Raw genomic sequence first — 12534 nt, forward strand, 5'->3', positions numbered from 1 at the left:
GTGCGCGCCTGCAGCGAAAAGCTGCGCGCACCGCTGTCTCGGCCGCCGCCGCTCCTTCATTCCGCAGGTGCTACGGCTCCTGCTACAGATCAAAGGCCTTCGCCAAGGCCTGCCGCGATCTCGGCCTCAAGCACGTCAGGACAAGACCCTATACACCCAAGACCAATGGCAAGGCCGAGCGCTTCATCCAGACAGCACTGCGCGAATGGGCTTATGCCATCGCTTATCCGACTTCAGATCACCGCGCCGCAGAGTTGCCGGTCTGGCTGCACAGATACAATTGGCACCGTCCCCACGGGAGCCTAAAGTCCAAAACACCTATCAGTCGCCTCGCTCTAACCGAGGACAACCTGTTGAGGCTCCACAACTAGCTCGTCAGCGACGACACACCCGCTCGAGCACCCATAGACTATGATCACCGGCGCGGACTGGAAGAATACGGCTGCATCGCCCGAGCCGGCGGAACAGAAGATCTCGGCATCCAGTCAACGCTCGATACAAAGCGCGCGATCGAATGGCCCGAGCACAAGGGGATCAAAAAGCTTCTCAGACAATTGAGGACCCTTCGGACCCCAAAAGGGCTATAGCCTGATTTTGGGTTCGCACGCCTAGCTTCTTCTTGGCATTGTCCAAATGAAAAGCGATCGTGCGTGGCTTGATACCCAAGATGCGGCCGGTCACCCAGGCTGAATTACCCCGCGCTGCCCACCTCAGGCACTCATATTCGCGGGATGTCAGCGAAACCCCATCCACTGTTCGATCGCTCGGCAATTTGCGGCGAACGCAACGATGAAAGCAGGCCGCCATCAGTTGAAGAGCTTGTTCGTACCGCTCAGCGACCCGAAGAAATACTGGACGAGGCTCATCGGCGGCAAAAGTAACCGCAGCGATGCGGCCGCGGAGATCGACAATTGGGATCGTCAAACCGCAGCAGATGCTGAATTGAGCCGCCTCATCGAATAGCTGCTGTTGAGCCGGCGACATTTTATCGCCTCCCAAATTCGATCCCCAGTGAAACGGGCAGCCGCCATTTCGAGCACGCAAGACCACAGGATCGAGTTTCTCATACTGATTTTCCAGATACTGTCTGGTCCAGCGGGGTGGATAGTTTGAAATTAACCTCGGTTTGCCGGAAGGCCGTGCTGGCAAGGAGAGGTAGGCAAAGAAGATTAGGTCAAGTCGTCCGGCCGCCTCAGCCATGGCATCCCGGAAATCTGCCTCATCGATACTCTGTGACAGTCTTTCAAGGAATGTCTCGAAAACAAGTGGCATGTGCCTCGTCATCGTCGCGCTCGATTCTTCCTCTTTCTGCACGCCTTCCGGCTGCGTCGTGTATGTCCCGACAAACGTGATTGAATTCGCGGGCGTCGCTGGGCTGACCGGGCTCCAGAATGCTGCCACACTTTCGATCTTCGTCGGTCATCCCAATCATGCTGGGCTCACCCGATGGGCGTCTGGCAGACGCCTCATGATCTCAACAGCTCAATCAGAGAATCTCCATGCATTAAATCATGACCGCCCCTGCACCGACCAAATCAGGAGAAATCATCCTGCGCTGACCAAAAGCCATCATTGACCCCAGCTTTTGCAGGAATTTGGGTCGGCATTAGCATAACAATTCGGATAGCCGCTCATCCCCCACCCGGGGCGCCGTGATCCGCAAAGAAGTGTTGCGATGCTTTCTTTTCTTTGATAGGCAAATCGTCTCAACAATATTAAAATGCCTTTCCTTGTGAACGGGGTGGCGTGTGAGTATCGTCCTTCTATATACCTGACGTGATAAAATTCACCGCAATGATTATGGCCCGCTGCAATGATGTAAAGGGCACGTCTAAGCTCAATCTGCATCGGAACGTGCAGATGACCTTTACCAGACCCTCGATCCCGCACGGGCCATAATGATACTGATTACGTGGGTCAAAAAGGGCGCCCTGCCGGCGGGGAGGTACACCCGCAGGGCGCGCCGCACAGAGGTCCTGGTCGTTGGGCAACAGGACAGCGGCGGCAGAACTGATTCGGTTACAAATCGTGACTGAAATAGCCCGGAGCATGCTCAAGATCAGATATCTGGAATTCAACAGTTTTGGGTCTGCTCGGCGCAGTAGCGCGCAGGGACATGCCTGCCTCCGGACTCGCTCCTTCGCGATCGCAAAATCATACGGCACCCTCGGCCTTCAGCGCGCGATAGGTGGTATCGACCGACTTTACCGTCGCGTCGACAATGATGTCGATCTCTTTTCGGGTAATGATCAGGGGGGGGGCATAACCGAGGATGTCGCCATGCGGCATGGCCCGTCCGATGACACCATTCTCAAACAGAGCAGCTGCAGTGCGCACCCCGACCTGAAGGTCGGGTTCGAATGGTATCCTTTGTTTTGGGTCCCGCATCATCTCTACGGCCGACAGGATACCCACTCCGCGAACTTCACCAACGATGGGATGTCCCGCCAGCTCGGCCTTCATCCGGTCTTGCCAATACGGTCCAACATCGCGGACATGCTCCAGAATATTTTTTTCTTTAAGCAGTCGAATATTGGCGAGCGCGGCTGCGGCACAAAGCGTGTGCCCCGAATATGTCCAGCCGTGGCCGAGTGCGCCGTGCTTCTCAGTTCCTTGTTCCAAAACCGACCAGACACGGTCGCCAATGATTGACCCGGAGATGGGGAGGTAGGCGGAACTCAAACCCTTTGCGATGGTCACGAAATCCGGACGCATGTTATACAGGTGGGAACCGAACTTCTCGCCGGTTCGCGCGAAGCCACAGACCACTTCATCCGCGATTAGAAGGATATCGTATTTGTCGAGCACCGCTTGAATGGACGTCCAGTACCCTTTGGGGGGCGGCACAATACCTCCTGTCCCAAGTACCGGCTCTCCGATAAAAGCTGCAACCGTTTCCGGTCCTTCGGCCAGGATCAAGGCTTCAAGCTCATCGGCACAGCGCCGGGAGAACGCTTCCTCGCTCTCCTCGACACGCGCCTGGCGGTAATAGTGCGGCGTGGTTGTATGGCGCACCAAATCCAGAGGCAGGTCGAAGAAATTGTGAAAGAAGGGAAGGCCAGTTAGGCTACCCGTGACCAATCCAGACCCGTGATAGCCGCGATTTCGCGAGATGATCTTTTTCTTTTCGGGCCGGCCAAGAATGTTATTATAGTACCAGACCAGCTTGATGTTGGTTTCGTTGGCATCGGAACCGGAGAGGCCGAAATAGACCCTTCGCATGTTCTGACCGAAATACTCGACCACGGCCTCTGCCAACAGGGCGACCGGCTCCGTACCTTGGCTGGCATAGACGTGCGCGAACGGCAATTCGTGTGCTTGCCTGGCAATGGCCTCGGCGATCTCCGTGCATCCATATCCCATGTTGACGCAGTAGAGTCCTCCGAAACCGTCGAGGCTCCTTCGGCCTTCGGTGTCCCAGATATAGACGCCTTCCGCACCGGCCATAATCCTATTTGGCGTTTCGCCTCGGCTGTGCTTGGCCAGATGCGTAGAAGGATGGAAGACGAAGCTTCTATCCTTCTCCCGGAGTTGCTCGGTTCCCAGATTGCTCAAGCGCATGTCCCTCTCCTCGCGATAAATTGGCGGAGGGCACTCGGCCAGCCACCTGTTTAGCAAATAGCATACCGGAAACGTCCCTTGAGTTTCTCGGGAATGCAGGTTATTCGCCGTGAAATTCGCGGGATCGGCCCGAATTGCCGTGAAAACTAAGGCGTCACCTTCGCCTTAGCCGAGGGTCGGGGGCGCGTCCTGCAAACACGAACAGCTTACGACGCGCATGCGCCCAGCATAGTGCCCGATTAGCGGGCGATATTGACGGATGAATAGCGCTCGGGACGCTGTTCCCGCCGGCCGCGCGAGGCACGATAGAGCGCCGGCGGCCATGTTCCGCCGAACTGCCGGTCATCCCTTACATTCTGACGGTCCGGATCGGTCTTGCCCTTCCCAAGGGTGGTAATGAGGTGATCAGGGGCAAAGCACATTCGCCTCGATCAGCAGGCAGCGGGTTCCGTGCCGCGGCACAGGCTCCAACCTGGTTGGCCAGCGCTGAGAGGCTGAGGTCGTGCCCTCGCGCATATTGATAGCTTTGGCGGTGCGGCGGCTGGTGCTCGGCAGACTTCTCGAAGGAGCATAGCCAGAAGGTTCGGCCCGGCAAAGACGCGCGGCGAGAGCTCCTTGCCATTGACATCTTGATTCGCAGCCGACCAGCGCCGCCAAGTTCTATCGTCAGCGTGTTGCCTTTCTTGCGATCGCAAATTCGTGGTTGCTGCGCAGGGCGAGCCGAGCTGCGGCTCGCAGGAGGGGGCGAGCCGACAGAATTGCGCGGCCTGAAAAGCTGCCTCCATCAATGCTGGCCGCTCGTGCAGTCTCGAAACGCTGGATCAAGCCTCAAACATCGAACAGCCGCTCCTTTTCCTCGCGAAACCAGCGCCCTCGCGCGACATGATCTTGTCTGACGATCCGACGCTTCGAGCGGGGCTCCTCTAATAGGTTGCACATGACCTGCAGCTTTCAGCCAAACTCAGCAAATCGGACGTCGTGCTCTTCTTATCATCGCTCGGCAAGCTCGGAACACGCTGGCGGACGTTGCTAAGGCTAGTCGCCGCCAGCGGATGGCGAGGATGTTTGGGCGGCTAAGTGCTTTTAGGTGGCGATTATAAGCCGAGATCGCGATAGGTGCTTTCGCCATAGCTCCTGGCGCCATCGCCACGCTGAGCGTTTGAAAGCCGATGAAATTCGCTCGGCCAATTGGCTAGCGCGTGCTTGATGGCCTTCATCTTGAACGGCACGTGCACAACACATTTGTCCCTGATGATAGGCGGACAGCTCACATCTTGTTGCCGCGAGCCGTTAAGGTTTGCTGCGATTATCGGCAGACCTAGATCAAGAGCCAATTCCATTTCCCAGCGCACGAAGCGAAAAAGGTTTTTCGTCTTCTCACCGATCAGGACAAGTACCTGGCTCGATCCATTCATTCTGTTGCGAAGATTGCGTTTAACATAATCTTCGTCCTGTGCTCGGCTCGTCATATTGTCCAGATCGTGAGCGTTCGCGAATTCAAAACTCACATTCTCGCTGGCGTTCCACCCTTTCATAAAGCGGTATGCCCAAGCGTCTTCATCGCCGTCAAATATTACATAGGTCGGATCGCTGTATGCCATTGTTGTCTCTTAGTTGTTTTGACGAGCAACCCACTGGGTGTGCTCCCGTGAGAAAGCCAGTTCGGCTTCGTTCACCGCGGCGGAGAATGCCTCATCCGAGTTGGCGTCCGTAATAAGGTCGGCAGTCAAGCCGATCTCGTGAGCTGTCAACGTGTAAGCCGATGCCAATTCGTTAAATTTCTTGATCTGGGTCCACCCAATAAGGGAGGCGGCGATGACAATTAGCGGCTCGGTCGGCCAGCCTGGCATCGCGGGGTCAGCGATGCGTACTACGATGAACGAGAATCCCAGAGCGTATGCAAAAATACCAAGGCCCATCCAGACTTTCGCGGACCTCTTGTTCGAGCGCGCCTTCTTCTCGTACCACTTCCGTTGGTCGCAGATTCGTCTCTGCAGATATAGGTCTTTTCTTTCTTTTAGCGGGGAGTCCCTTATCGACATCATCTGGTCGGTTGTTTGGGGGGATGCTGAATCGGTGCCGCTCAACGCGCTACCAAGGTGACGATTGCTATCAAGGATACCTTCCATGAGCTTTCGAAAATCAGCTCTGGCGTCAGCGGCGCGCGCGTCATCGAACGGCTGTGCTCGCATCGCGAAGCGCCAAGTCAATGTCTTCACCGACTCTGCCAGAGCTCGAGCCTGATACCAGACCTGCTCGGGCTTTGTGACCGACCGGAAAATGAGGACTCCCATTGAGCAAAGAAATACCGCAGCATAGACACCGAAATAGGCTTTTGATGGCGACAAGTCCAAAGAGAGCACCGACGCTAAAAAAAGAAGAACGTACTCTGCCCGGATCAGGCGCAGAAACGTCGCCTGCTGCTCGTTGGATGCCACGTCGGCGCTATTATAGAGTCCAGGATATTTCATTTTTGAAGCACACCAGTCTATTTTGTGGCGGTAAATTCTTTAAGCCAGGATTTGGCAAACGTGAGGTTAGCAGTCGAGCTTACAGAGCCTATTCTTGAGCGAGGCGCGGTCCCTCTGTTCATAAACAGGAATGCAGGTCCTGTCCCATCAATGTAAGGGTATAGGCCCAAAAATTCTTGCCCGGAGAATGTTTCCGAAGAATTTTTTGCCACGGGCAGAACCGCTACCGCGGTCCGAAACCCATCGAAAAAGCCAAGCTCCCAAGGCATCCATCTGGATCCTGGAGAATTGTTTGAATGCACATAGATTAGCGTCTTTGACTGCCTCATACGGGTCCGCAGCAACTCGGCGGTGGCCGAGGAGACTTTTGTGCGGTCCAGTTGTGAATCTTCGACCCAATCTACGTAAGCAGTGAACCCAAGCTCCTCGAAAATTCGCTTCACACCGAGAACGATCTCTGCGTCCTTGAAAGAATGTGACAGAAAAACGTCGAATGACGATCTGGCTGTAGCTGCGGCCGTCTCTTCCTTTAGAACGATCGATGCGGCTCTATGTCCTCGACTGGCATTCGCAACTCTTTTCAGCTCTGCCTCGGTCAGTAGCACTATTCAAATCCCCCCATGATCTGTTCGCAATCTATGAACTTGACGCCCATTCGATTAAGCGACCCTTGTCTTGTGAAAACTGGCACCATGCTCTCCAGCCGGTAGCGCAACCTCCACCTTCTCAAAGACCACGTCGGGTGGCAGGAGTGACCGGCCTTGTCACCCACCTACGCGATCCCGGCACAGCCATGCTCCTCGCTTAGAAGGCTGCGGAGACCAGCAATGTCAAACAGGACAGACGATCTCCTAATCTCGAACAGCAACGAACTTAGGACGTAAAAACGCGATCTCCGAATGTCCGCAGGCGTCGAGGGCCGGGTTGGTCGCCAAGGCCGAGCGGGCCAGCTTGCACTCCCGCTACCCGTCGGCTTGCCAAACCCTCGCTGTAGATTTCGCCCCCTACACGGATGCGCTGACCGCGACTAAGCTCAATCGCCACTGATCGCCAATCCAGGGCGAAAGTTCCCCCCTTGAAGTAGCGGTAGAGGCATTTTTCGGCACTTCGCATCTTAGATATGGACGCCTCCTCAACCAGGCACGATCCGGTTTGGCTTCTCGCCGTAACCGTGCTGGGCAAGTGCGTCCGATGGCTGCTTCGATCCTCTCCTGGAATAGATCGGTTCCAGATTGCTCAAGCGCATCGTCCTTGCTCGCGATCAACTGGCGGATAGCGCTCGGCCACCTTTTTCCAGCAATTAGTATACCGCAAATGTCCCTTGAGTTTCGTCGGAATGGGTGCCTTTTGCCGACGAATCTACGGGATCCGTGCCAAACGCCGTTGAAACTTAGCTTTTGGGTTACCGTTGCCTCAGGGCGGACAAAGGTATCGGTGAATTGGACTTCACTGGTTTCGTGACGACAAGGCTATAGTATTGATCAATCCCCAAGCCTGCCTGCAGCAGTCCCTCCATGAAATCCTGATAGGCGGCCATAGAACGAGATGCGACCCGCATCAGATAATCCACGCGCCCCCCAATTGCCCAGCAGTCCAGGATTTCCGGAATGTCTTGGATAGCAGTTTCGAAGTGTCGTTGGTCCTCAAGACGATGACGATCCAGCACGACCTCCACCATCACAAAGATCATGCCGCCGATGAGGGCAGGACTCAGCCGCGCATAAAATCCCTCAATAATCCCCGCGGCCTTGAGTGCTCGGAGCCGCTCCGAACAGGCGGACGCCGAAAGATGAACTCGTTTTGCAAGCTCACTTTTTGAAATCCGACCGTCTGCCTGAATTTCGGAGAGGATCCGCAGGTCCCAACTGTCGAGTTGCACGGGATCGGGTTTCGACTTCATAACCTATGCTCTCAGCGATGACATCGCGTTGTGTGCCGATCAATTCTATCATCAATTGAAACGAGCGAATGTAGCAGTGGAAGGCATCCGTTCCAGGCCCGAGATGTGCCAGAATGGGGTACGAAAATCAGCTGAGGGTGAGCGATCCGCTGAGAAAAGCTGCAGAAGTAATTTGGCTATCGCCCCAACGCCCAACGGGGCAATGGTGCAGCTGGAGAGAATAGTCGGCGGCGGCGGAGACCATGATAAATAGATAACCGATTTTCTTGAATCTCGCTGCCGTACTTGATAGACGCGCGACTGCATTCGACCCTCGATCGCATGGACGGCATACTCAATGCAGTATTCACTCGCACATTCAACTATTAGGGTGAATTGAAGGCCTTGCTTGGCCGGCTCGCCGAGGCGCAGGGCACCGCAAATGCCGCTCGTCTTATGGCTTGCCCGATAATTTGGCGCTCGGGTCTGGCCGAAATCGCCCAACCGGAAAGACTCAAACACCGATGTTGCGTGCGATGCTGTCGGCTGCCATACGCTTACGCCACTCAAGAGGCCCGGAATTGTGAATGGAGTTTCCCTCAACATCGACAGCCATGACGACGGGCATGTCCTGCACATCGAATTCATAGATGGCTTCCATGCCCAGGTCTTCAAAGGCGACAATCCGCGCCGCCTTAATCGACTTTGAAATCAGGTACGCAGCGCCACCCACTGCAGCAAGGTATGGCGTTCTGTGTCTTACAATCGACGCGATGGCCGCCGGTCCCCTCTCCGCTTTGCCCACCATCGCGAAAAGGCCGGTTTCGGCGAGCACCTTGTCCGTAAAATCGTCCAAGCGGCTGGAGGTTGTTGGACCGGCGGGTCCAACGACTTCATTCCTCACTGCCCGGACGGGACCGACGTAGTAGATCACGCGGCCCCTCAGATCGACTGGGAGCGGCTTGCCGGCATCAATCAGTTCGACCATTCGTTTGTGGGCAGCGTCACGGCCCGTCAGCATCTTTCCAGAAAGCAGGAGCGTTTCACCGCAGCGCCACGATGCCGTCTCTTCCTTCGTAAGCGTATCTAAATTGACCCGCCGGACGCCGGCTGGGTTCAATTCGTCGGCTCCGATGTCGGGCCATTCGCGCAAATCGGGCGGCTGGAGGCTGATGGGTCCAGAGCCGTCCAAAGTAAACTTCAGGTGCCGGTTGGCGGCGCATTGCGGGATGAGCGCCACAGGCTTGGACGCTGCATGAGTAGGATAGGTCGCAACCTTGACGTCAACGACTGTCGTCAGACCACCAAGGCCTTGGGCGCCGATACCAAGCGCGTTGATCCGCTCATAAAGCTCAATCCGCAGCCCCTCTTCTGCGCTTGACGCCCCCCTTGCGATCAGTTCCGCCATATCTATGGGCTCGTTCATGGCCTCCTTGGCCAGCAGCATCGCCTTTTCAGCGCTACCACCGATGCCGACAGAGATCAGTCCAGGTGGACACCACCCGCTGCCAAGGGTCGAAACGGTATTGACCACCCAGTCGGAAACGGAGGCGGTGGGATTGAGGGTGGTAAAACGTGCCTTGTTCTCCGACCCGCCGCCTTTCGCGGCGATGGTGATCTCAATCTGGTTACCTTGCACCAGGTCGACATGGACAACTGCCGGTGTGTTGTCGCGGGTGTTGACCCGTCTAGCGAGGGGATCCGCAACGATCGATGCCCGAAGGGGATTGTCCGGATCGAGATAGGCTTGACGTACGCCCTCATTCACAAGATCCGCGAAACTGGCTGTTGACTTAATGCGGGCATCCATGCCGACCTTTGCGAAGACAACCACAAGTCCGGTGTCCTGACAAATCGGGCGCCGCCCAAAGGCCGCCATGCGGGAGTTCAGCAGAATCTGACCTATGGCATTCTTCGCCGACGGGCTCTGTTCTCGCGTGTATGCGTGAGAAAGAGACCGGATATAATCTGGAGGATGATAGTACGAGATGTACTGAAGGGCGTCGGCGACGCTCCTTGTGATGTCGCTACCGGCCATGGTCCGTGTTCTGTTTCCCACCGGATTTTATCCAAATGAACCGAGGCCATTGACCATTTTCAGAATCTGGAAGCTTCGCACCCCCTGCTCGCCGCCTTCATATCCATAGCCGCTTTGTTTGACTCCTCCATAAGGGGCATCAGCGGAAACCCCTTTCAGGTAATTCACACTAACAGCGCCCGCAGAAAGACCGCCCACAAGCCTCTGTTGCGTATCGGCCGCGCCAGTAAACAAGTAGGCGGCCAGACCGTACTCCGTGGCGTTGGCTTCATCGATCGCCTCTTCGATCGTATCGAAAGGAGCCACGGTGAGAATTGGTCCGAACGGCTCTTCATGAAGCACTCTCGCTTCCTTCGGTACGCCAGTCAGGATGGTTGGCGGCCAGTAAAACCCCGGTCGGTCAAGGGGGATGCCACCGGTCTCGATTTGGGCGCCGCCCTCTACCGCATCTTTGGTCAGGCGTTGCATGGCCTCGATTCGCCGCGCGTTTGCCATGGGACCCATCTGCGTTGCAGGGTCATCCGGTGGACCGATCCTGATTTTTCGGACCGCCTCCGTCATCCGGAACAGGAATTCCTCATAGCGGGATCGGGCGACAAGAATCCTGCTGGGCGCATTACAACTCTGGCCCGCGCACTCGAATTTGTATTCCGAAATAGCCGGTATCGCCGTTGCCAGGTCGGCATCTTCGCACACAATAACCGGGGAATGTCCACCGAGCTCAAGGATGCAGCGCTGCAGATTATTCGCGGCCAGTGTGGCCAGCTGTTTCCCAACAGCGGTCGACCCCGTGAACGTCAAGACTTTGACAATTGGCGAACTGAGCAGATGCCGTGATATATGCACAGGAACACCGAACACCAGGTTGACCACGCCTTCCGGTATCCCTGCTTGACGCAAAGATTCCACGACATGGACAGCCACGCTTGGCGTCTCTTCGGCCCCTTTGAGGATCACCGGGCAGCCTGCCGCCAGCGCGGGGGCGAGCTTGCGGGCGATGAGAACGGCTGGATAGTTCCACGGCGTAAAGGCAGCGACGACACCGAGGGCCTCCGGGACGATCATCCTGTTCGGACCCAACGGAATCGGGGTCGACAACTCATCGGCATGCCGGCCATTCCATTCCAGCGTTTCGACTGCGCGCGCGTACTCTCCTGTTGCTTCGGCAATCGTCTTTCCCTGTTCGGACGACAGGTCCCTGGCTGCGGCGCCAGCTTTCTCAGCCAGATTGCTGGCGGCAGAGACGAGGATCTCGCCACGCTCTTTGGCGGGGCGTGAGGACCACGCCTTGCGGCTGCGTTCTGCCGAAGCAAGAGCTTCATCCAAGTCTGGAACCGTAGCCGAGGCCACTGAGGCAAATACCTTCTCCGTCGCCGGGTTGATCACCGGCAAAGTGGCTCGGCTACCACCGGCTCGCCATTTGCCATTAATGAAGAGCTCGTAGCTCCTGGCGTGGGACATCGCGGGCTCCACTTGTGATTCTGGCCATGCGAGCGCCGTTTCAATTTTCGAAGCCGCTGAGCTCGCTTGAGCCAGTTTCATCGCGATGGTCGCAGCGGGTCAAATATCGATTAGTGCCTAAATCCATCTGGAATCCAGATCGATCTGTTCCGACAGGAAGGAAGTCATGCCGTTGTTTACAGATCGATGGTTCTCAGGTCGCGTCAGGAGCCGATGCTACCCAGCCCCGGCTCTCAATCAATTCTCTGGCGACCTTCGGAATGAGCTTGCGGACCGCAGAAACGGCCGCAGAACGCTCATCTTTGGGATTTACAGCAAGCACCACGGAGCGGGTAATTACCGGATCGACTATCTTGACCGTCCGGACCAGCCCTTGAGAGGCTTCTTTCTGAACGGCAGACGGGGCGAGAATAGAATGCGCTTTTCCCTCTACGACCATGTTGATGATCGTTGAGAGCGAGTCCACTTCAAACTTGACGTCCATCGCGCAACCGTGTTGTGCGACGACATCAGCCACCGAACGCCTGACATTGTTGTTGCGCATGGGAACCGCCAGGGGGAATGCATGCAGGTCGGCCAGAGATATCGCATCTTCAAACGGTGGCTCGCCGGACGGAACCACCAGACAAAGGTCTTCGCGCGCTAGCACAGTCATTCGCCCCACACTGTCCGCAGTGCGGTACAGAACCGCCAGATTGAAGCGTCCAGCCGCCATCCATTCCTCTAGCGGTCCCGTCATACCCTCGACCATCTTGAGGGACACCTTGGGCAGTTCGTGTCTTACCGTCTCAAGCAGCGGACCGCTCAGGACGCGAGCAGCTCCAGACGGAATGCCAATAGTCACCTCCCCGGCGGGGGAAGCGGCTGTGTTGGTCAATTCCACCTCGGTAATTCGAATTTCTTTGAGAATCGCCCGCGCCCGCTCCAGGAGTTTGGCTCCTGACGCCGTCACGCTCACGCCGGTCCTGTCGCGTATCAGCAGCTGAGTGCCGAAGCCTTCCTCCAATTGGCGCACATGCAGACTCAGCGCACTCTGGGCGACATTCAGAAAGCCAGCGGCCTTCGTGAAACTGCCTGCTTCGACCACGCCAACAAAGTATCTTAACTGCCTGATTTCCACGGGT

9 protein-coding genes and 1 pseudogene are annotated in these 12534 nt (G+C 56.5%); 1 reads left to right on the plus strand and 9 read right to left on the minus strand.

The window, feature by feature from the left end; all coding sequences use genetic code 11:
• Positions 1 to 371: integrase core domain-containing protein (locus tag P9272_RS27215; protein WP_278162965.1), on the plus strand; the 371-nt coding region annotated here is incomplete at its 5' end.
• 175 nt (positions 372 to 546) lie between these two features.
• Here the strand turns inward: P9272_RS27215 and P9272_RS27220 are convergent.
• The 9 genes and pseudogenes from P9272_RS27220 to P9272_RS27260 all read right to left on the minus strand — a co-directional run bounded on the left by P9272_RS27220 (position 547) and on the right by P9272_RS27260 (position 12530).
• On the minus strand, positions 547 to 1284 hold the full coding sequence (locus P9272_RS27220; protein WP_082826574.1) for a LuxR family transcriptional regulator: 738 nt from the start codon (positions 1282 to 1284) through the stop codon (positions 547 to 549).
• An 870-nt stretch (positions 1285 to 2154) separates the two neighbouring features.
• Positions 2155 to 3561, minus strand: coding sequence for an aminotransferase (locus P9272_RS27225; RefSeq protein ID WP_063169303.1), 1407 nt, complete (start codon positions 3559 to 3561; stop codon positions 2155 to 2157).
• A 190-nt stretch (positions 3562 to 3751) separates the two neighbouring features.
• Positions 3752 to 4172 (minus strand): annotated as a pseudogene (locus tag P9272_RS27230) (transposase); the annotation flags it as partial.
• 483 nt (positions 4173 to 4655) lie between these two features.
• Entirely contained in the window at positions 4656 to 5162 is a 507-nt protein-coding gene (locus P9272_RS27235; RefSeq protein WP_063169304.1) for a TIR domain-containing protein, read from the minus strand.
• Positions 5163 to 5171: 9 nt separating this feature from the next.
• Positions 5172 to 6032 (minus strand): DUF4231 domain-containing protein, encoded by an 861-nt coding sequence (locus P9272_RS27240; RefSeq protein ID WP_063169305.1) that lies wholly within the window; start codon positions 6030 to 6032, stop codon positions 5172 to 5174.
• A gap of 1402 nt (positions 6033 to 7434) precedes the next feature.
• Positions 7435 to 7932 carry an Lrp/AsnC family transcriptional regulator gene (locus P9272_RS27245; protein WP_063169306.1) on the minus strand — a complete coding sequence of 166 codons (498 nt, stop codon included), beginning with the start codon at positions 7930 to 7932 and terminating at the stop codon, positions 7435 to 7437.
• Positions 7933 to 8425: 493 nt separating this feature from the next.
• The gene (locus tag P9272_RS27250) at positions 8426 to 9949 is read right to left on the minus strand and encodes a fumarate hydratase (protein ID WP_063169307.1); all 1524 of its coding nucleotides are present in this window, start codon (positions 9947 to 9949) and stop codon (positions 8426 to 8428) included.
• Between the two features lie 27 nt (positions 9950 to 9976).
• Positions 9977 to 11410, minus strand: a complete 1434-nt coding sequence (locus P9272_RS27255) for an NAD-dependent succinate-semialdehyde dehydrogenase (protein ID WP_063170369.1) — start codon at positions 11408 to 11410, stop codon at positions 9977 to 9979.
• 193 nt (positions 11411 to 11603) lie between these two features.
• Complete coding sequence (locus P9272_RS27260; RefSeq protein WP_063169308.1) at positions 11604 to 12530, minus strand: LysR family transcriptional regulator; 927 nt, start codon at positions 12528 to 12530, stop codon at positions 11604 to 11606.
• Positions 12531 to 12534: the final 4 nt, after the last annotated feature.

The organism is Mesorhizobium sp. WSM4976 (assembly GCF_029625685.1).
GTDB lineage: Bacteria > Pseudomonadota > Alphaproteobacteria > Rhizobiales > Rhizobiaceae > Mesorhizobium.